The sequence below is a fragment of the Veillonella sp. 27098_8_77 genome (assembly GCF_041431535.1).
GTDB lineage: Bacteria > Bacillota > Negativicutes > Veillonellales > Veillonellaceae > Veillonella.
This window is the reverse complement of the sequence record NZ_JAPVXW010000011.1, coordinates 14,282-36,317: the sequence shown is the minus strand read 5'-3', so window position 1 is coordinate 36,317 and position 22,036 is coordinate 14,282. Positions and strand designations below refer to the sequence as shown.

Here is a 22,036-nt window from a genome sequence, read left to right as displayed (position 1 = left end):
CTCCTATTGACGAGTTCTATTTGATTGACGGTGATTTTGATTACGTTGTTCTGCCTGTTGCGTTAATTCTACAGAACGGTATTTATAGAATGCAACTAGAGCTTCTACATATTTGCAAAGCAACTCGAATCGCTTCACATTAGTACCAATACCTTCAATCATACTTAGCAATTGGCTGACATCTATCAATTGTTTTACAGGATATGCCTTTCGACCATAGCCAAGAGACTCTTCAATACGTCCCGCTTGATATAAAAATGAAGTTTTTAGAAAACGTATATCCATTGCTATATCTTTCGGCAATGCATCAAATTCTTTGCTTCTGCGTTGAGCAACACTTAATTTATTTTTTATCGCCAATACGCTAGATAAAATCTTACGTACCTGTGCATATTTCAAAATAAAAGCATTACCATATTTATTTTTGTCTAATTTATTAATCGTATCCTCCGCCTTCTTAACAAGGTCGATACTCCAATTAAATGTTTCTTGTGCCATATAATTATCCTCACTTCTTATCACGCATATAGTAAACGATGAGGTTGCAAGCTGTTAATAATGCTTTACAATCTTCTTCTGTTTGAATCCATTTATGAATCGTTGTCGTAAAATCCTTGTACGCATCATAGGCAGGGTCATTCTTCTTTGGTTCAAGGCGTGCCAATAGATATAGAATACGAGCTGTATTTATATGTTTGCCCTCAACTCTATCATGTAATATGCCTTGCAATAGATCCATTAATTTATAAATAAGACCTTTCCCTAGCTTTAACTTAGATGAGACAGAATTACCAATGCCTGGAATAATGAATAATTGATTCAATGTAAAGATTTTATCTTCAATAACATTTTCAATTAAATCATTCCATTTATATACGTGACGACATATACGTTCTTCACCATTTGTATTTGTTTCAAAGCCAAAAAGGGCAATGCTATCCTTACCTGTATTGTCTTTAGCAGCACTTTCAAGCAATCCTGTTATAGCAGCCATTTGACTAATTGGATATGATGGTGAAAATAACGCTAACCCTGCAGACATAGTAATCTTATCGTCTGTAACAGCTTTTAACTTTTTGCGAATATCAATTGCTAATTCTAACAATTCATCCCACGCACCAACCAAGAATACATCATCACCACCAGAATAGATAACATGAATGTTTCTAGTTGTCACTTGCTTGTTCGGCCAAATTGTAAATGGTGCTACAGCTGTACCAAAACCTTGTACATCACCTTGTACCATTTTATTAACAGCAACCTTAAAGAACATAGCTAAATCACGAGATAAATCGGCGTAACGCGACAATGTACCAAATTTAAATCGATCTGGTCCACTAGAAATAAATCCGCCACTAAAGGCAGCACCAAGATTATCTACATCGGCTCGTAGCACGCCTAAACGCTTGATACCTTTTTCATTATCTAATCCACTAGATGCTGCTAACTCTTCAAACTCATAAACTTGACCATTATCTTTACGTGCTACATAATCGGCTAGCCAAATACGATTGAATACATTATGACCTGTTTTAGCAGTATTTTTAGCGTAGAATCTTACTATGTTATGAGTACTTTCAAATGTTTCTAATGACACTTCAGGAACTACATAAAGATACAATTTTAAATCTTCAATCTCACTACAGGATTTATTAACATATACCTCAATATGAGGAATACTTTCACCAGCCGCACTATCTAAAGGATGCGCCAGTACGAACACGGTTTCTCGGTTATCGACAATTTGTTTACCTAAGCGATATAATCCATCACAAAGAGGACATGCCTCTGTATCTGTGCTTTCACCATAAGGAATCAATTGAGTTGTTGAAGTATGACAAATTGAACATTCCCGTTCGCCATGAAGTACTGTGTTATAGGAACTATTCGGATTAAACAAATCTCTTAAATGATGTTCAGAATATCGTTTTGACTTAGCCTCAGCTACACACTCGCTTACCTTGCGGAATAATGCACTTTGCCCCTCAGATTGAATGAGATCAGACGCAGTTGCCGTTGCCGTACCAAGAGCTAAATATAATTTGGTGCCGAACACAGTTAAGAACCATTCGTTGATGGATTGTTCCATAGATGCGACTGCATCATCAGTAGCCTTTGTATTAGGCGCTAACACATAGAAATGACCGCCCCCATTATAAATAAGATTTGCTCGCGTTAATTGCAATGCATCTAACAACTCATCTACAATTTGTTCCATCAAGATTTCTAAATAGAATGAGCGCCCACGCAATGATTTCAAAGCACCTTTTGAAGGAATCGTATAGATAAAGTTTTGAATGCCAGAAATATCCCCAGATATGAGTTTAAAACTTGGCATATTACGGAACTCTTGCGACTTTTGATAACAATATGTTTTATAGTCTTCAATACCTTGTTCCTCAAAATAATGGACCATACAATGCGCTACAGCAGCAGTTATTTTGGAGTGCATATAAAGAGAAATATCATTTGCCTGATTCGTTGCTGTACTTGATGGCATATAGGAAACAGTATCCTCATAAATTCGCAACAACTCATTGACAGTCATGGTATCAATAGGTTTCTTTTGAAAGTTCTGCTCTAATACATCATATAATTCCTTATATTTATCACTCGATGCACGTATAGATTCGTCATTTTCAGGATAGTTAAAAGGACCTGATGCATCAATGCCACGCAAATAATACTGTAATGGTTGAGTGCTAGTGTGGCCCCCAAACACACGGAAAATGGATTGAAGTGGTAATGCCTTATCAAATCGTTGTGTAGATGAATCATCACCTTCATCAATATCCCGACGATCCACAGCTGCAGCAATATTATCTGCCTCATACACAATGTATGCGTAATCATCATTTTTCAATATAGCAGAACTAAGATCTTTACCATGATGATACTTTAAGCAGTGAATAATATTCTGCTTCAGATCCATATCAGAGAAATAGGGTTCAATAAAGTCTGCCCCACTCTTAGAGTGTGATGTAGAGCCCTGATTAGCCCTATACACGACCTTACCGATATCATGAAGCAATGCACCCTTGATCAGTGCATCCCATTTACCCATCACATCGCCTCCAAACTTTAATTAAGGAATGTAAATTCGATTAACTTCATTATATATTCATTTCTGATTAAAACCAATAGAAAATCCTTAGTATTTATACAAAAAAGCCAGTATATTCACCAAAAAGAATATACTGGCTATATTTTTGCCTTTGTATGAGTTTTTTAGATAGATAACCGGCCCCAAAAGGGGATATTTAATGTACCAAGTTATTAAGCCGCAGGCAAGAAAGGAATCCATCATGAATTTCCGTCCCCATTTGGGGATTATTTTATTTTACTGGTCAAACAAACATCTCTTATATCATTCAAATAACACAGTTTCCGTCCCCATTAGGGGATTACTTAATTTAACACTAAAGCAAAAGCATTACCAATTAGCGTTTAATTGGGTAAATGCGTTTCCGTCCCCATTAGGGGATTATTTAATTTAACGTGTGGAGGTCCCTTTCATACTTTTCTCCTCTTTCCCGCAGTGAGATTTCCGTCCCCATCAGGGGATTATTTAATTTAACCTGAAGGTGAAACTAAAGTAAATGTATTATTCCCTAAGAATGAGTTTCCGTCCCCATCAGGGGATTATTTAATTTAACACCCTTACAGCGGTTAGAGAGGGCATCGCTAATAACCATTATAGTTTCCGTCCCCATCAGGGGATTATTTAATTTAACAGGTTGAAAACTTCTTCGATGATAAGCCACATGTGGTTGAAATCGTTTCCGTCCCCATCAGGGGATTATTTAATTTAACGTCACTGGTATGGTAGTTGGTACCACATCTGTATCGGTATATTAGTTTCCGTCCCCATCTGGGGATTATTTAATATAACTTACTCTCCCCGAAATAAATAGCTTCTCTCACAGAAAAATTGTTTCCGTCCCCTTCAGGGGATTATCTAATTTAACGTGAAGGTCCCTTTCATACTTTTCTCCTCTTCTCCCGCGACGAGTTTCCGTCCCCATCAGGGGATTATTTAATTTAACAACATTTTGGTATGGACGACATTGAGTGCATGGCTTCTGGTTTCCGTCCCCATCAGGGGATTATTTAATTTAACTTTGTTTTATCAAACGAACAAACGCAAAACAAAACAATTTACTGTTTCCGCCCCCATCAGAGGATTATTTAATTTAACATTTTAATCAAGGAGGATATTACCATGACAGTATTAAAAGCAATATTTCCGTCCCCACTAGGGGATTATTTAATTTAACCACATTGCCAATAAACAGTAAACAAAAAGGAGCAAGGGGAGAACGGTTTCCGTCCCCATCAGGGGATTATTTAATTTAACGAATATTTAGACGAAAGTGTAATTAACCAAGATTATGCTAAGTTTCCGTCCCCATCAAGGGATTATTTAATTTAACTCTGTATCTGAAACAACAGATGTTATCTAGCCTAAAAATGCCATTAACGGCGGCGGTTTAATTTTAGAGGATTAATATTTATGTATATTATAGCACAAATTATTTAAGTAAGTCCTATATCATATATAATTAAAACTTACATATAAAAACATATAATCCATAACATGGTAAAAAAACTAGTACTATAATCCCCCATTATTTATTTTGATAATAGGGGTTCTTACTTTTTACGTTATAGTATTCGTTATTATATTAGTATAATATCCATATCCCCACACAGCTTGTAATTAGTGCCACAAGCACAGGCACAGAGGTTCGTTTAAGCAAATCTACAGATTTAATATGCGCCACCCCTGCTACACCGACCATAACAGGGCTAATAGGGCTCAAGAACAGGCCTAGACTAGCCCCATTCTGCATCCCCAGTAAGGTCGTAATCGGATCTAGTCCAAGGTCTGATACGATATCGGGTACTAGAGGTACCAATGTAAATAAAGGTGCTACATTACTACCTGTTACCATACTAAGGCCTAGCATACCGCCACCCATAACGGAGGTAAGACCTATAGAATTAAGAGATAATGTTTGAAGGGCACTAACTAAAGAATCAATAAGACCTAAGCTCACTAAGCCTTGTGCGAAAACCTGCCCCCCTATAATAAGGGTGACTGCATAAGAAAACTGATTCCCCATTCCTTCAAAAAATACAGTAGTACTTTTAAGGACAGTCCTTAAATTACGATGACGAATAAGTTCTGCCAATAAGGCAATCCCAAAGGCAAGCATCATAGCAAGGGTTACATTCATCTTTACGCCTTGTATACCATATTGACTAAAGCCCAATATGAAACATAGTGGCAATAAAGGGAATACCATATATAGCTTAGGTCCAATAGGTGCCTCAGGAATACTTTCACAATCACCTACATCCATAGGCCCATCCAATCGATCTCGATAGCGTTGCCACAAGAAGTGCGCCACCGCCGTTACAACGGCAACTAAGAAATAGAGACGCAGTTGGTACCCTACAAAATAATTAGGCACCGGTATATTGACGGTCTTAGCTATGAGCAATGTCGAAACGGCACCCGGTCCAACATCCATTAAATGTCCTGTAGCAATAACCGCAGCAGCGCCAACCGGACTTACACCTAGTCGCAGCAGCACTGGATAGATGGTGACCATCATAAGTAAGGCAAGGCTCAACGGATTTGGTACACATATGGATAGTCCCATATTGAGTAGAAACATAAGGGCTAGCACTATGTATGGCCGATTAAGACGATACAAGGGCTTTATAAATGTGTGAGCCAGCCTCGTCCCGGCCCCAATATGCTCCATGTATTTTGCATAACCAGCACAGGTCATAATCATGAGTCCTAAATTCACTACATTCTCTGATGTTGTAATCCGCACAATATCCATTGCATCAAAGACCAGAACGCCTGTAGACTGAGATTCATCTAATATAGCATGAATCCAGTTACCTTCATAGGCGATATACATCATGAGGATGCCCATACCTATCAAAATCGGCTGCGGTTGATAGCGCCTCATCAGTAATATACCGGTAACGGCAATAATGACGAGACATATAAGTATATTCATAAATACCTCTCATACAACAATTCTTATATTATATATTTATAGTATACACAAAGCGCAAATGAAAATACACGGCAAAAGCACCATCATCAGATGCGATGATGGTGCTCTATAGTTTTTATATAATAATATTACTTATGCTCTTTCAACCACGCAATAGCATATTCCGCATATACCGCCGATGCAGCAGATAGTACGCTATCGTCCATGGTGAATCGATTATTATGATGATCAAAGGTAGCGCCTACCTCTGGGTTCTGAATACCAATAAAAGCAAAGCAGCCTGGTTTTTCTTGTAGGTACCAAGCAAAGTCTTCCCCTGGCATTACCTTGCGCATTTTGGAAAGTTTTTCTTTGCCTAGTGTATCAATAACAACGCGTTCAGCTAGTTCACTGGCTGCTGCGTCATTAATAGTTGGCGGTACTTTCTTTTCATAAAGCAATTCAGCAGTAGCACCATAAGCTAATGCTGTATGTTCCACCACGCGTCGTATGGATTCTACATAATGATTTTCTTGTACTGGATCAAAGAAACGGATGGTACCACCCATTTGTGCTTCGCCTGGAATAACGTTCCATTCTGAGCCGGAATGAATGTTACCAATAGTGAGAACAAGCGAATCTAGGGCACTCACATTACGAGATACTACGGTTTGTAGGTTCATAACGATGGCACTGGCTACGACAACCGCATCAATAGCTTGATGTGGTTGTGCCCCATGACCTTGTTTGCCTTTTACACGGATTGTAATTTTACTGCTCGCCGCCATACGTGGCCCTTCTTCAACGGAAATGAGACCAGCCGGTAAGTCAATCCATACATGACCACCAAAGATAGCATCGATTTTTTCAAACCAATCGTCAAACTTCATGAAATCAGGAGCGCCCGCACCGGTTTCTTCGGCCGGTTGGAAAGCAAGGTATACGTCACCTTCGATACGGTCTTTCATAGCAGTCAGCATCTTAGCCGCACCGAGTAATATCGCCATATGACCATCATGGCCGCACGCATGCATCTTGCCATCCACATCGGATTTAAAATCAAATGTATTATGCTCTTGTACAGGCAACGCATCGATATCTGCACGAAGGGCAATCGCTTTGCCAGGCTTAGCACCATGAATAATGCCGATGAGACCTGTTCCACGCTCCGTATCTACATGAACCTCTACGCCCATGGACTCTAATTCTTTAGCCAATGTTTTAGTTGTTGCGAACTCTTCATTACTAAGTTCAGGATGTTTATGAAAGTACCTACGCCAATCTTGGACATAGGTTTTATATTGTTCAATTAAATCGCGACTATGCATGGTATCGCCTCCTTAGCTTGCAGCACAGATTAACAAAATATACTGGAAATCCCCATATTTATGGGAATAACAGGGTAAATGTAAAAGAAAACGACAGGCAACGCCATGTCGTTTTCTTTATGCTTCTTATCGATTGCGCAATACTGCTTGTACCGCCAAGGATACAACAGCAGTTGCTACCGCTACAGCTGCTGTAATTTTTGCAGTTGTGCAGAGCTCATCTTTTGTTGGTTTTGCTTTTGCTGCAATGTCTAATGTTTTAGCAACAGCAGGAACCAATACATCATTACGTAAGGATTCTGTATTCATATTTACTCCTCCAATATAGACTATTTATTCTAGGTTATCACGAATAGAATATAAAGTCTACATATTCATCGGATTTTATCTATATATTTATCAATTGTTCATACAAAACGAATAGATGTATCAACCTAAAATTATTTGCTAGCCAATTCACCAATGACATCAGCCAAGATGGTAATTGCTTTTTCTAGTTGTTCTTGAGGGATGTTAAGAGCTGGCAACAAACGAACCTTATTTTTAGCAGATAAACATACTACGCCCTTTTCTAGACATTTAGCGATGACGTCTTTAGGATCTACAGTTGTTTCAATACCAATCATGAGGCCCATACCACTAACGCCAACGACGCCTGGTTTCCCTTCTAAAGCGTGTTTTACGTAATCACCTTTAGCTTTCACAGTAGCCAAAAATTCTGGTGTTAACCGTTCAATGATAGTGCAACCTGCAGCCGCACAGATTGGGTTACCACCAAATGTAGTGGCATGCGCACCTGCAGTTAATACGAATTGCGTTTTTTCATTAAATAAGGTTGCGCCCATAGGCAAGCCACCTGCTAAGCCCTTAGCCGTAGATACGATATCTGGTTCGATACCAAATTGTTCATACGCATATAATGTGCCAGTCCGACCATTACCTGTTTGCACTTCGTCGATAAGCACGAGTTGATCGTGTTCATGCGCGTATTTTGTAACCGCTTGAACGAATTCCTTATCGAGAGGCATAACGCCACCTTCACCTTGAATTGGTTCCATCATGATAGCGCAAACTGCTGGATTAGCAAGGACTTTCAAAGCCGCATCAATATCATTAGCAGGCGTATGAACGAACCCTTCTGTGAATGGGAAGAAGTGTTGATGGAACACATCTTGACCTGTAGCGGATAAGGTTGTTACTGTACGACCATGGAAGCTATTAACGAGCGTAACGATGACATTACGGCCATCGCCGTATTTATCATGGCTATACTTACGAGCGGCCTTGATGGCACATTCGTTAGATTCCGCACCAGAGTTACAGAAGAACACCTTTTTCATGCCCGTCCGTTTACATAATAATTCAGCCAATTTAATTTGTGGTACGGAATAATATAGATTAGAAATATGGTTTAATGCATGTGTTTGTGCAATTACAGCCTTAGACCATTCATCATCGTCTACGCCAAAAGCTGTAACGCCAATGCCAGAACCAAGGTCGATGTATTCTTTTCCTTCTACATCCCATAACAAGGAACCTTTGCCTTTTTCAAAGCAAACGTTAAACCGGCCATACGTATTGGCTATATACTCTTTATCTTGTTGTTCAAAATCTTGTGTCTTACTCATCATATCCTCCAAACGTACGGCCTTGCCGCCGTCTATCTATACGCAATGTAACGATGGCAAATGATGTTACCATCGTTATATCTACTATATTACTTTACAAACATTGTGCCAAGACCTTCATCGGTTAATAGTTCGATGAGGATGGCGTGTGGAATTTCACCATTGATGATGAAAACCTTTTGAGCCCCTGCATTGATGGCCTCTAAGCAACAGTCTACCTTTGGTATCATGCCACCAGCGATGACGCCCTCTTTTTTCAACGCTTCCGCTTCAGCAAGGGTAATCTTGGAAATAAGGGAATTAGGATCGTTTACATCCCGTAGTACCCCATCGATATTCGTCATGGCCACCATGGTTTCCGCGTTGAGCGCACCTGCAATTTTTGCGGCCGCTGTATCAGCATTAACATTATATACATTGCCTTCTGCGTCACATCCGACAGAGGAAATGACAGGAATGTATCCCTTACTAATGACATCGTCGATAACCTTAGGATCAATTTTATCGACTTCGCCCACATAGCCAAGTTCTTCATTTTTCTTGTGTACTTGGATGAGTTCACCGTCTACGCCACAGAGGCCGATAGCACGGCCACCAAAGCCGATGAGGTCTGCTACGAGGCCTTTATTGACCTTGCCGGCGAGCACCATTTGTACTACATTCATCGTTTCTTTGTCGGTAACGCGCAATCCATTGCTAAATTTTGATTCAATATTCATAGCTTCCAATGTGCTATTAATATCTGGACCACCACCGTGAACGAGGACTACTTTCACCCCCACTAATTGGAGTAGTAGCAAATCGTTCATAACGGATTTTTTAAGTTCCGGATCCGTCATGGCATTGCCGCCGTATTTAACAACTACGTATTTATCTGTATATTGTTTGATATATGGAACGGCCGCCGTTAAGATGTGCGCCCGCATTGCATTTGTTACAGTGTTCATAGTGAAAGCCCCGTTTCTTCTGGCAATCCAAGTGCGATGTTCATACATTGTACGGCTGCACCAGAAGCGCCCTTTCCTAAATTATCAAAGATAGCGTGAACGACCATGCGATCATTGTTGCCAGTAACAGAAATGACCATGCCATCCGTATTGCTTAGTTTGTTAGCATTTAACAATTGTTTATTGTCTTCTTCCAAGTTAAGTGGTGCCACCTTGACAATGGTACTATCCTTGTAGAAATCTACGAGTGCAGCATGTACATCTTCAACAGTAACAGGTTTTGCTAATAAACGTGTATGTAGGCCCACACTGACCTCCATGCCGCTATAATAATCGTCTACGATAGGCATGAATATTGGTGCTTCTGTAAGGCCGCATACATGGGTCACTTCTGGCAAATGTTTATGTTGTTGACTAAGGCCATATTGGCGTGGTGCATAGAGGAAATAATCCTTTGGCTCCGATTCGTATTGACCAATCATCTTCTTACCGCCACCGCTATAACCAGTGAGGGATGTAATGGTGAAAGGATAATCTGCTGGGGCAATACCTGCTTTCACAAGAGGCGCAATACACGCAATCATGCCGCTCGCATGACAGCCAGGGTTCGCAATATGTTGTTTCGTTTTAATATCGTTTTTGTAGCTTTCACCAAGTTCAGGAAAGCCATAGGCCCAATCATCAGCCGTTCTAAACGCCGTGGATGTGTCGATAATCTTGCAAGGGTAATCACCGATAGCAGCCACCACCTCTTTGGAGGCCGCATCAGGCAAGCACAAGAACACGATATCCGCGTCCTTAGCGATGCTCGCAATGACATCTATATTTTTACGGTCCTCATCGGAAATGGATAATAATGTAATATCCTTCCGACCGGACAGCCGTTCGTGAATTCTAAGGCCCGTCGTTCCTTCGTGGCCTACGATAAATACCTTATATGGATTCATTCTATAACCTTCTTTACTATACGTGCTAGATGACCTCTCCCGCCATCTGTATTCTAACTATTATTTCATTGGATAGTCGCCAAATGTAGCAACCATAACCGCCTTGATGGTGTGTAAACGGTTTTCTGCTTCTTGGAATGCCAAGGAGTTTGGACCTTCAAATACGTCCTCTGTGACTTCGATACCATTCATGCCGAATCGTTCAAAAATATCTTTACCAACTTGCGTTTCCGTATTGTGGAATGCTGGCAAGCAATGACAGAATTTTGTATTTGGATTACCAGTTAAGGCCATCATATCTGCATTGATTTGGAATGGTTTAAAGAGGTTAATCCGTTCTTCCCACATATCGTAAGTATCGCCCATCGTTACCCATACGCCAGTATAAATTACATCAAGACCTTTCACGCCTTCTGCCACATTATCTGTGCATGTAATCGTAGCGCCAGTTTCCTTCGCTACCTTTAAGCATTCTTCGTAGAATGAACCAGCTGGCCAGAATTGTTTAGGACCAATGAGACGGAAATCCATGCCCATTTTTACAGCACCGCTCATCAAAGCATTACACATATTGGATTGACCATGGCCTACATAGGCATAGGAAATTTCGTTCAATGGCTTGTCGATATTTTCTTGTAATGTTAGGAAATTAGCCAATGTTTGTGTAGGATGATCCATATCGGTTAGGCCATTCCATACAGGCACGCCAGAATATTGTTCCAATGTGTCTACATCCTCTTGGTCAAAGCCACGGAATTCGATGGCATCATACATGGAACCAAGAACACGGGCCGTATCCTTTAAGGATTCTTTTTTGTTCATTTGAGAACCTGTAGGTCCAAGATATGTCGTATGCGCCCCTTGGTCCGCCGCACCTACTTCAAAGGCACACCGTGTTCTCGTAGAATCCTTTTCAAAGATGAGTACGAAATTTTTGCCTTCCATCGTTTTGATTTCTGTGCCCGCTTTTTTATCGGCCTTTAATTTAGCTGCGAGATCTAGGTAATATTTAATCTCTTCTGGCGTATAATCTAGCATTGTTTTAAATGATTTATTATGTAAACTTTTCATGATAACTCCTTCAATCTATATGGTATATATTTATACAATTCTATTTTGTTATTTGTGAAAGCTATTCTTTCGGTCGTAAATATTCTGCAGCGAGTGCAGCCATCATGGTAATACCTGATTCTAAGATTTTTTCATCAATGGTAAATCCTGCATTGTGAAGTGCTGGATTGCCTTCAAAACCGGTTCCTAACCAAAGGAAAGCGCCTTTGATTTTATGCAAATATGCGGAAAAATCTTCTGCCGCCATAGATGGATGTTCTGGATGTACCACGGCATCTTTACCAAGGTATTTTTCTACAATCGATGTAGCATAGTCGATGGCATCTGGGTCATTCGTTGTCGCGCCATGGCCACGTTTATAATCTAAAGTACTCTTTGTTTTGAACATCAAATCCAAAGCTTGTAAGCTTTCACCTAAACGACGTTCAATATAGTCACGTTTCGCTGGTTCGTAAGTACGACAAGTACCTTCGAGATATACATCGCCACAGCCCACATTATAGCGGTCACCACCATTGATTACACCGATGGTGCACACGAGATTTTCCATTGGATTCGTCTCACGGGCCACCATGGATTCTATATTAACAATCCAGTTCGCTGCAGCCATGATAGCATCGATACCATTGTGAGGTTCCGCACCATGCGTGGATTTACCGTGAATATGAACGAGGAAATGATCGGATGCCGCCATGAGATGGCCTTTCTTGAGACCAACCTTACCCACCGGCAATTGAGGCCACACGTGAAGGCCAAAGATTTCGTCTACATCATCTAGGATTCCGCTATCCACAATGCCTTGTGCACCAGGGAATAAAGCCTCTTCTTCAGAAGGTTGGAATACGAGTTTAACGGTACCGTGCAATTGATCTTTTATAGATTGCAATACGGCCGCTGTGCCAAGCAAAATGGATATATGTCCATCATGTCCACAAGCATGCATAACACCTTCATTTTGCGATGCAAATGGCAATCCTGTTTCTTCATGGATTGGCAACGCATCAATATCGGCCCGTAACGCAATAACAGGGCCTGTGTGAGCGCCCTGTATTTCACCGATGACTGCATAATCTGAAACATCATTTACATAAGGAATATGTAATTCATCTAGAATCTTTTGAATGAATAAAGATGTTTCTTTTTCTTGACCAGATAATTCTGGATGACTATGAATATGTCGACGCCATGCTATAACTTGTTCTTTATATTGTGCTGCATATTTTTTTATTAAATCTTGTAATGTATTCATGACGTTAGCTCCTTTATACACAGTATGTATATTTTATACACTATACTTGTATTTTTATAACCTATGTACGTATTATAATACTATTGCTTATATTATTCAAGTTTTATACATATATTTTGTATTTTTATTTGTTATGCTATGCATTAATTTTAATCATAGAACTATAAGCTATAAATTATATGAATTTCTAATTTTTACGAAAAAAGAGCTGTAATAGCATACGCATACTACTACAGCTCCATTTATTTTTCAATGACGGACTCGTCTATCTTTCGTAATATTGTTTCATTTGTGTATAGCCGTTGACAAGGACCTCAATTTCACCAGTTCTAGGATGGAAAATTAGACCGTGAATCGGCACGTCTTTAGGAATCAACGGATTCATACGTAATTCATCTACTGTTTCCTCTACATTTTCAGCAGGATGTGTGAATCCATCTGCCCAATGTTCCATCTCCTTTTTCACCATATGAATGGCCTCAGGTGCAATACCACGAGCTAACATTTTTTCTGTTAAATCTTTAGCCGTAGTTTTAGCCATACCACACTCATGATGACCGATGATAAAGATTTCGTTAACACCTAACTCATAAATGCAAACCAACAAACTACGAACGACACCATCAAAAGGTCCTGTAATACAATTACCTGCAGTCTTAACAATCTTAGCCTCACCACGACCAATATCCATGGAATCCTCTAAGAAATTCACAAGACGCGTATCCATGCACGTTACAATCGCCATCTGACGACTAGGCATCTTACTACATTTTGTATCTACATCAACATATCCTGTATTTTGATCTTCTACATATTCCTTATTATGCTTCAAAATATCATCAAGTAGACTCATATTTCCTCCAGGTAAAAAAGACCTTGTCTAAATTAAAGCAAGGTCTCTATATTTAATACATTCGATATTTTATTATACCATAAAACAAACAGACATTATTGTCCAAGTGAAGCTCATACTAGCACAGTGACTTTACTAGGTCAAGGCCCTCGGCCGAAGACCGTTAAGGTAGCTGGAACGAGCAAGTATGAGCTGAACGCCAAACTTTGGCCCTGCGTAGCCCGAAGGGCGAAGTCAGACCCGGCCGGTGGAGCGAGCAAGTACGGGCTACTCAACATGAATACTCTAGGTCTATACCTCACTAGCGATCCGGAGTCGCCAATGCCTCAATTGCGACACTGCCACCACGAACAACTTCGATGCGATTAACGAACATATCCTTAAACAAGGCAATCATATCATTGTTCTTGGATACTGTTTTCACGCATTGTACAAGTACAGATTTTCGATTGTAGTCAATGACCTTAAGGTCAAAGGTTTCTGCAATGCGGAATATTTCTTGTTTGTCCGATTCTTTACAGTTATTAACCTTGATGAATAATAATTCTTTTTTTGTAATCGGCATATCTGTAAAGTCGATAACCTTAATAACCTCAACACTGCGGTTAAGTTGCTTGATAATTTGTTCGTATGTCAAATCATCGCAAGTGAGTTCAATGGTCATACGTGACATGGTAGGGTCTTCTGTTTCACCTACTGTCAACGTATCAAGGTTATAATTTTTACCCGCGAAGAGGCCAGAAATTTTGGCCAATACGCCGATTTGGTTTTCTACATATGCTGAAATGCAGCGTTTTTCTAAATGTAATTCCATAGCCCCTCCTATTTTTTATCCTTTAATAACATGTCGCTCAACGATTTGCCGGCTGGTACCATTGGCAATACATTTAACTCAGTTGGAATGATGCATTCAATGAGTGTTGGTCCTTTTTTGAAAGCATCTGCCTTTTTAAACGCTCCTTCTAATTCTTCAGCTTTTGTAACACGTATACCTTGTGCGCCATAGGCCTCTGCTAATTTCACAAAGTCTGGTACGTATTCAAATTCACCGTCATCGATCATATCACGAGTGACGATAGCACTTTCATCCATCAACAAATTAGTACATGCATAGCGTTTATCGTAGAATAATTGTTGCCACTGACGTACATTACCAAGATAGCCATTATTGATAACAACCAAGGTCACAGGCAAATGGTAATGCATAGCTGTTGCAAATTCTTGAATATTCATTTGCACACCCCCATCACCACAAATGGCGAATACACGTTTTGTAGGATTACCAAATTGAGCACCAATAGCCGCAGGGAATCCATAGCCCATCGTACCTAAGCCGCCGGATGTCAACAATTGATGATTGCCTTCGATTTCGAGGAATTGTGTAGTCCACAATTGGTTTTGACCTACATCAGTTGCCACCACTGGACGGTCATAATGATTATTAATGTAGTCGATAATATTTTGAGGCGTAAGACCTTCTTCACCAGCTTGCGTAACAGGACGCTCTTCTTTTAATTGTTGCAATTGAGCTGGCCAATCGCCTAGATCGTGAGGTTCAATATATTCTAATAGAGCTTCAATAGCTAATTTTGCATCCGCCACAATTGGAATGTCTACCTTAATATTTTTAGAGATAGATGCAGCATCTACGTCAATATGTACAATCTTGCAGTTTTGTGCAAATGTACTCAATTTGCCGGTAATACGGTCATTGAAACGAGTACCAATGGAGATCATAACATCACAATCGGTAATGGCCACATTCGGTGCATAGCCACCGTGAATGCCTACATTGCCTAAGTACAATGGATGACATGAACTAATAGCCCCTTTCCCCATCAAGGTAGTGACTACAGGAATTCCCGTTTTATCTACCAGCTGTGTCATCAATTCATTAGCACCACTGATGCTAATACCGCCACCTAATAAGAATAAAGGACGTTTAGCCTTAGCAATAACAGAGCAAGCTTTTTTTACCTGACCAATGTGAACTGTCGTGTTTGGCTTATAACCACGAATGTTAACTTCATCAGGATATACATCAGACCCCATCGCTTTTTGGATATTCTTAGGAATATCTACGACAACAGGACCCGGGCGGCCTGTACGAGCAATGTAAAAGGCTTCTTTCAAAATACGACCTAGATCTTTACGGTCACGAACCGTAACAGCATACTTACTTACATTACGAACAATGCCGACCGTATCTACTTCTTGGAATGCGTCATTGCCCATCAATGCTAAATCTACTTGGCCTGTAATACACACCATAGGTACACTATCTGAGTAGGCTGTAGCAATACCAGTAACAAGATTTGTCGCACCTGGACCAGACGTAACCATGCAAACGCCAACCTTGCCAGTGCTGCGTGCATAACCATCAGCAGCATGTGCTAATGCTTGCTCATGGCGAGGTAAGATTACTTTCACCTGATCTTGTTTATATAATTCATCCATTATATCGATGGTTGCTGCGCCAGGATAGTTGAATAAAATATCAACATTCTCCTCTTGCAATGCTTTCACCACGTATGCGGCACCTGAAATCATAGCCATCCTCCTATATATCAACCTACAAATGCTAGTAGATTATATCTGAAAAATTGAATATTGTTATTATTTATGATATACTTTTTAATATATCACATCTTAGTTGATGTGAGTATGAAATAACTCAATAAATCACTAAATTTAGTCGTATTTTCTGAAAGGACTGAATACTATGAAAGAAATTTTAGGTTTCCACTTAAACGGTTGCCCTTATTGCCATAACGCATTCCGTGCAATCGAAGAATTACAAGCAGAAAATCCTGCATATAAAAATATCAAAATCGACTGGGTTGAGGATCAAGATGCACACGAATTATTCAAAACGCATCCATATGAATACTACCCTAACCTTTGGTTCGGTACTGATAAACAATACGAAGCACAACCTGGTGAAAGCTATGACCAAACTAAGGCATACATCAAGGCTGTATTCGATAAAGCGCTTGCATAAAACTATATAACCAATAAAAATGCACCTCTAACATACCATCTAATGTTAGGGGTGCATTTTAGTATAATAAAAGGTTATAGGGTTATAGCTTTTTGGGTACTATAAATTTACTGATTGCCTTATACACAATTAAAATCAATGCAATCTCTAAGGGGAAACAAATAATATTTTTAATAAGACGTCCAACAAATATAGCGGATACAGCTTTATTATAAAATATTGTCAGCCACAGTGTATTCAATAGCAAATGTATGCATACTGTCACAATCGCTTCTGGTAAAAGTAATCGTTTAAATGTAACATTACGACCATGTAAAAAATGTCCATACACATAGCCTACAAGAAATTCAGATACGATAAAGCCGGGAAAGAATACGCCTTGTCCAAATAGAGCCATGCCTATAAAGCAGGCAATAGCAGCCATTATACCAGCTGCCATCGGCCCATAAAGAATGGCAAATATAGCGGTTGATAGAAATCCAAAAGTGATATGTATAAAGGTAGTGTGAATAGCAAATATATAAGATAGTAAAACCGTCAACGCTACAAATATTCCCGTTCTTACAATCATATCAGTTTTCATGAGATATATGGCTCCTTTTTCTATCCTTCCACTCTAAATACATATGACGAACAACCTGAATTGGAGAGTGTAGTAACATCCGCGGGCCACCGTAGCGCATGATTTCACGGATTTTTCCTCGGTACGTCGGCGCATAACAATGTGTTTTACATACGCTACAAAACGTCTTATGCTCCATGTGTGGGCATACATCGATGCGATGCTGTGCATACTGCCATACCTCTTCACAATCTTCGCATAGTTGGCCCTTTGGCGTATGATGTTTATCATGACAATAGATGCCAATGATTTGACGCATCGTTTTGAGTTCTAATTGACGCTTTTCTTCTACTGTCATAATGCCTCCTATTTAACCGACCAAGATACCCATGCAACCGTATCCACTGTCTTATTATGAATTTTACCATCAATAGCACGCGGTTCAATGAGTTGTCTAATTTCTCGCTTCATATCTTCCATGGTGCCCCACTCATTATTGTGGAGACGCATCGTGAAATAATCTACCGCTTTATCAAGGCTCATAACCTCTGTTTCGGGTACAGTTTTATACGTAACTTTCACATTATGACCTATCTCATGAATGGCATCTAAACATGCTTTCATCTTACCAGCCCACGGAAATGAATCTCGTCCGAAGAAATGTTCTGACAACATATCTACCGTTTCATCCATACGTTCACTAAACGCAATCCATAGACATGTATCATGGCTTGCATCATGCATGGCCCGTATATTCTCTACATCAAACATGATAGGACAAAAAATACTATACGCCAAATCAAAGGATTTATCCCAGCCTAATTTCTGCCTAGTTTCTTCAGACCATGGTGCAATATATAGGCTCACATCAAGGCCTTCTTTATCTGCCAGTTGTTTTGCACCATGAATCATGCCATCGGACAAATCAATTCCCGTAGTTTTGTAACCTTCTCTAGCTAATCCAAGTGCATAATCACCAACACCACAACCAATGTCGAGAGCGGTACCACCAGCTGAAGGTAATAGATGTTCGTCCTTTAAAAATGCAAGAAAATCTGTCACCTGTGCCTTACGATCTGCTCGACTATGTAATTCTACAAAAAATTTAGACCGGTTATTCCAAGCCTCTTGTTCATCGCGCCAATCATGGAAATCAACGGATACCTCTTGTATTGTATTATTCATGTTATATCCTCTACTCTGATACTGTATATGCTAATGTAAATATAGTTAGCTCAATATCCATATAGCCCTATTATTCCAAATGGGCGGATTCAGATTTTGTATATGGATACTATATTGTATTGTATATTATTCTCAATAATTTTTGTGTTACTATAGTCACATTTACTAATCTAATCTAATCTAATCTAATCTAATCACATTATGCTATCACAATGATTAGAAAACAATATATTTCATTATTTTCCAATAATCATCAAAAGGACTATACCCACATGCAATACATTGCATAAGGTATAGCCCCTTATAGTTAGATAAATTATTTTTTATCGTCTTGCTTAGTTTCTTCTGTATCTACAGGTTTGCCAAGCTCATTTTGTTTTAAAACTTGTTGTTCTAATTCTTCTACACTAGTTGGTTGTTCAGATTGTTCAGGTTTATCTTGAGGTTTAAATTCAGCAGGTTTTCTGTCGAATGTATCTCTAAGTTTATCTGTACCTTCTTTAGCTAGGTTTTTGATAGCTTCAGGATCTGCACCACTGAATGCTGCAAGAGCATCTTCATTCTTAGGATCAAAGAACGGCGCTTGTTTAAAGCCTAACATAGCAGCTACGAACACCATCGGAATTTGCGCAATAGCACTGTTGTATTCTTTTACTTGGAAATTATAAATTTCACGTTTATTAGAAATGAAAGTTTCATTCGCACTAATCGCTTCCAAGAATTTACCATATTGAGAATCTGCTTTTAATTCTGGAAATTGATTTGCTAGCGCCGTAATATTTTGAACAGCCTTCGCTGTTGCACGTGCCATTTCTAAGAAATTATCAGACACCTTTAATTGAATAGATTTTTCGTAATCACCATATTCATCAACCAAACCAGAATATTGATTGATAATAGCTACCTTCTTCTCATAGGCTACGATAATATTAGCGCGAGCTTCTTTAATTTCTACAGTTAATTTTTGCAATGTATTATATTGCTTAATAAAGAAAATCACCAATGCTAATATCAGCAGAAATATTAATGAACTCATATAATCCTCTCTCCATATCTGTAATACTATAATGAAAACCAAACTAACATGAACAACATGAATAATTTGGTAACATTATACCATATCAAATATATAACTGATATGAAGTTTCATTCATCTCTCTCCTATTAATACATACAAATATCGCTTCAATGTTAACGATAAAAATTATTTCACACATTACTTATATTTATTATAATAGAGAAAAGAAGGAGTTGAAAATATGGAAAAATATATAATAATACTAATCTTTGTATTAGTCGGTATTGCTGTAGTCTTTGCTACATATAACTTATCTATCATTAGATCCATGCCTCCTGAAGAACGTTATAAACTTCTTTATTTTACAGATGATCAAGTCTCTATAGGCATTGGATTAGTAAGAAGAACCTATAAATTAAAAGATATTCGCGAAGTGCGTTTCTCCAAAGGAAAAAAATTCCGCAGCATGGGAAGCTGGGCGGGCAGAATGAAGATTTGCAAAATAAATGGTAAAACAAGCCGTTGGATAGAATTTGATGGTACTGTCTATTACAAAAAGATGGTATATATAACAAGTGAAGAAATCATTGATAAATCAATAGAATTACTCATGAAGGAATTTAGATCCAGAGGAATTCAGTGTAATAAATATAGATAGTAAATTATGTCTCTCTAAACTATGGATTTACCTTTAACGATATATACAAAAAGGCTTCTCGACATTTCGAGAAGCCTTTTATTTGGTGCACCTAGCAGGATTCGAACCTGCGCACCCGGTTCCGGAGACCGGCGCTCTATCCCCTGAGCTATAGGCGCATGTGTACTAAAGAATTATACCATATTACAGCATGCTTCGATAGTATAAAGTATATTAGCACATGGACATATAATATACGCCACTATCATTAGCTAATCGAAGAACTAATAATAGAGGCGTATATTTTACATATTATTTTTAATGACCTGCAAGAGTGCATCGCAGCTACGACTTACATCGTCATAGGTTTCGTCAAAATTTCCCGTATACCAAGGATCCTTTACATCTCGGCTTTCACCAACAAAGGTCATAGCCTTATGCACCTTATGCGCTACATCATCACCGATAATACGATACAAGTTCCGTGCATTATTTTCATCCATGATGATGAGGTAATCAAATCTATGGTAATCATCCATGGTCACTTGGCGGGCCTTACGAGGAGCATAAGGAATCCCCATTTCATCTAATTTTTGTTTAGTTCCATAATGGGTATCATTTCCTATCTCCTCACGAGATGTGGCCGCAGATTCTATATAAATAGAATTAGCCAGACCTGCCTTGTTAACGATATGCTTCATATAAAACTCTGCCATGGTAGAACGACAAATATTGCCGTGACAGATAAATAAAACATTAACCATTATATCTCCTTTAACACCACACCAAGCGCCGAGTTATTAACGTACAAAGTTCGTAGATACATTTTTCTCTGTATCTGGATATGGCACACCTTGCTCCTTAGCTACCGCAAAACTACGCATCATCCAGATCATATTACGAGCCAAGTTACGCATGGTTTGCATACCTTCTACATCTTGCTTAGCATCTTCAGCCACTAGGCCGTGGCTAATATTCCAATATGTAGAACCCGCAATCGGCATTTGAGAAATACCAAAATATTTATTAAGTACATCAAAAGATGCCGTTGTACCGCCGCGGCGAGCTACCGCAATGGATGCACCCGGTTTAAAGGCAAATGGATTTGGTGTTATATTTTCTGCACTGAAAAATACACGATCTAAAAAGGATAAAATTCGTCCACTTGGATGCGCATAGTATACAGGAGTTGCAAAAATAAATCCATCCGCATCCTTCGCTTTTTCTACAAATGCATTTACATCATCATCCTTGAATACACATTCGCCATGTTCAAAACAATAGCCACATTGGATACAATCACGAATAGGTTTATTTCCAAGTTGAATGACCTCAGTATCTACATTAGCATCATGGAATACCTTTTGCACTTCTTGAACTGCTTGCATAGTTGTGCCATTCACATGACTACTACCATTTACAATTAAAACTTTCATATTGTAGTCTCCTAATTCTTACTTAAAAAGTTGTATAAACACTAGTTATTTTATCTTAGCATAGGAAAATGAATTTGTTAAATCAATAAATCCACTTGTTATATAGCATTAATTATGACACAATATAGTCATAATTATTATATTCTATTAGGAG

At 39.0% G+C, this 22,036-nt stretch carries 21 protein-coding genes and 1 tRNA gene; 2 read left to right on the top strand and 20 right to left on the bottom strand.

Annotated features, from left to right (window positions below):
- Positions 1-3: 3 nt before the first annotated feature.
- From csm2 to ilvB, 13 genes are all read right to left on the bottom strand, one after another.
- On the bottom strand, positions 4-498 hold the full coding sequence (gene csm2, locus O3617_RS07350) for a type III-A CRISPR-associated protein Csm2 (RefSeq protein ID WP_371449354.1): 495 nt from the start codon (positions 496-498) through the stop codon (positions 4-6).
- Between the two features lie 10 nt (positions 499-508).
- Entirely contained in the window at positions 509-3,064 is a 2,556-nt protein-coding gene (cas10, locus tag O3617_RS07345; RefSeq protein ID WP_371449396.1) for a type III-A CRISPR-associated protein Cas10/Csm1, read from the bottom strand.
- Between the two features lie 1,621 nt (positions 3,065-4,685).
- Positions 4,686-6,041 carry a C4-dicarboxylate transporter DcuC gene (gene dcuC, locus O3617_RS07340; protein ID WP_371449353.1) on the bottom strand — a complete coding sequence of 452 codons (1,356 nt, stop codon included), beginning with the start codon at positions 6,039-6,041 and terminating at the stop codon, positions 4,686-4,688.
- 128 nt (positions 6,042-6,169) lie between these two features.
- Positions 6,170-7,348, bottom strand: coding sequence for a M20 family metallopeptidase (locus O3617_RS07335; protein ID WP_371449352.1), 1,179 nt, complete (start codon positions 7,346-7,348; stop codon positions 6,170-6,172).
- Positions 7,349-7,474: 126 nt separating this feature from the next.
- Positions 7,475-7,657 carry a hypothetical protein gene (locus tag O3617_RS07330; RefSeq protein WP_005378597.1) on the bottom strand — a complete coding sequence of 61 codons (183 nt, stop codon included), beginning with the start codon at positions 7,655-7,657 and terminating at the stop codon, positions 7,475-7,477.
- A gap of 131 nt (positions 7,658-7,788) precedes the next feature.
- Positions 7,789-8,976, bottom strand: coding sequence for an aspartate aminotransferase family protein (locus tag O3617_RS07325; protein ID WP_371449395.1), 1,188 nt, complete (start codon positions 8,974-8,976; stop codon positions 7,789-7,791).
- A gap of 89 nt (positions 8,977-9,065) precedes the next feature.
- A complete protein-coding gene (gene argB, locus O3617_RS07320; RefSeq protein ID WP_371449350.1) occupies positions 9,066-9,923 on the bottom strand; it encodes an acetylglutamate kinase in 858 nt (285 codons plus the stop codon).
- Complete coding sequence (argC, locus tag O3617_RS07315) at positions 9,920-10,870, bottom strand: N-acetyl-gamma-glutamyl-phosphate reductase (RefSeq protein WP_287528374.1); 951 nt, start codon at positions 10,868-10,870, stop codon at positions 9,920-9,922. The genes argB and argC overlap by 4 nt, the downstream gene beginning before the upstream one ends.
- A gap of 60 nt (positions 10,871-10,930) precedes the next feature.
- Positions 10,931-11,941: an ornithine carbamoyltransferase gene (argF, locus tag O3617_RS07310; RefSeq protein ID WP_005382904.1), complete on the bottom strand. Its 1,011-nt coding sequence runs from the start codon at positions 11,939-11,941 to the stop codon at positions 10,931-10,933.
- 61 nt (positions 11,942-12,002) lie between these two features.
- Complete coding sequence (locus tag O3617_RS07305) at positions 12,003-13,190, bottom strand: M20 family metallopeptidase (RefSeq protein ID WP_371449348.1); 1,188 nt, start codon at positions 13,188-13,190, stop codon at positions 12,003-12,005.
- Between the two features lie 265 nt (positions 13,191-13,455).
- Entirely contained in the window at positions 13,456-14,043 is a 588-nt protein-coding gene (locus O3617_RS07300; protein WP_005382901.1) for a carbonic anhydrase, read from the bottom strand.
- Between the two features lie 301 nt (positions 14,044-14,344).
- Positions 14,345-14,857, bottom strand: a complete 513-nt coding sequence (gene ilvN / locus O3617_RS07295) for an acetolactate synthase small subunit (RefSeq protein WP_005382900.1) — start codon at positions 14,855-14,857, stop codon at positions 14,345-14,347.
- 8 nt (positions 14,858-14,865) lie between these two features.
- Positions 14,866-16,593 carry a biosynthetic-type acetolactate synthase large subunit gene (ilvB, locus tag O3617_RS07290; RefSeq protein WP_038123822.1) on the bottom strand — a complete coding sequence of 576 codons (1,728 nt, stop codon included), beginning with the start codon at positions 16,591-16,593 and terminating at the stop codon, positions 14,866-14,868.
- Positions 16,594-16,765: 172 nt separating this feature from the next.
- Here ilvB and O3617_RS07285 point away from each other — a divergent pair, with 172 nt between their 5' ends.
- A complete protein-coding gene (locus O3617_RS07285) occupies positions 16,766-17,044 on the top strand; it encodes a glutaredoxin (RefSeq protein WP_005378607.1) in 279 nt (92 codons plus the stop codon).
- A gap of 82 nt (positions 17,045-17,126) precedes the next feature.
- On the opposite strand, the gene O3617_RS07280 is transcribed toward O3617_RS07285, so the two are convergent.
- From O3617_RS07280 to O3617_RS07265, 4 genes are all read right to left on the bottom strand, one after another.
- Positions 17,127-17,627: a folate family ECF transporter S component gene (locus O3617_RS07280; RefSeq protein WP_005378600.1), complete on the bottom strand. Its 501-nt coding sequence runs from the start codon at positions 17,625-17,627 to the stop codon at positions 17,127-17,129.
- The gene (locus tag O3617_RS07275) at positions 17,617-17,964 is read right to left on the bottom strand and encodes a nitrous oxide-stimulated promoter family protein (RefSeq protein ID WP_005378649.1); all 348 of its coding nucleotides are present in this window, start codon (positions 17,962-17,964) and stop codon (positions 17,617-17,619) included. Before O3617_RS07275 ends, O3617_RS07280 begins: the two co-directional genes overlap by 11 nt.
- An 8-nt stretch (positions 17,965-17,972) precedes the next feature.
- The gene (locus tag O3617_RS07270) at positions 17,973-18,791 is read right to left on the bottom strand and encodes a class I SAM-dependent methyltransferase (RefSeq protein WP_156718588.1); all 819 of its coding nucleotides are present in this window, start codon (positions 18,789-18,791) and stop codon (positions 17,973-17,975) included.
- A gap of 316 nt (positions 18,792-19,107) precedes the next feature.
- On the bottom strand, positions 19,108-19,827 hold the full coding sequence (locus O3617_RS07265) for a LemA family protein (protein ID WP_038123827.1): 720 nt from the start codon (positions 19,825-19,827) through the stop codon (positions 19,108-19,110).
- Between the two features lie 223 nt (positions 19,828-20,050).
- On the opposite strand from O3617_RS07265, the gene O3617_RS07260 reads away from it, so the two are divergent.
- On the top strand, positions 20,051-20,467 hold the full coding sequence (locus O3617_RS07260; protein ID WP_005378618.1) for a hypothetical protein: 417 nt from the start codon (positions 20,051-20,053) through the stop codon (positions 20,465-20,467).
- A gap of 83 nt (positions 20,468-20,550) precedes the next feature.
- On the opposite strand, the gene O3617_RS07255 is transcribed toward O3617_RS07260, so the two are convergent.
- The 3 genes from O3617_RS07255 to O3617_RS07245 all read right to left on the bottom strand — a co-directional run bounded on the left by O3617_RS07255 (position 20,551) and on the right by O3617_RS07245 (position 21,882).
- A tRNA-Arg gene (locus tag O3617_RS07255) sits at positions 20,551-20,625 on the bottom strand.
- Positions 20,626-20,751: 126 nt separating this feature from the next.
- Complete coding sequence (locus O3617_RS07250; RefSeq protein ID WP_005378613.1) at positions 20,752-21,210, bottom strand: low molecular weight protein-tyrosine-phosphatase; 459 nt, start codon at positions 21,208-21,210, stop codon at positions 20,752-20,754.
- 36 nt (positions 21,211-21,246) lie between these two features.
- Complete coding sequence (locus tag O3617_RS07245; RefSeq protein ID WP_371449346.1) at positions 21,247-21,882, bottom strand: flavodoxin family protein; 636 nt, start codon at positions 21,880-21,882, stop codon at positions 21,247-21,249.
- Between the last annotated feature and the right edge of the window lie 154 nt (positions 21,883-22,036).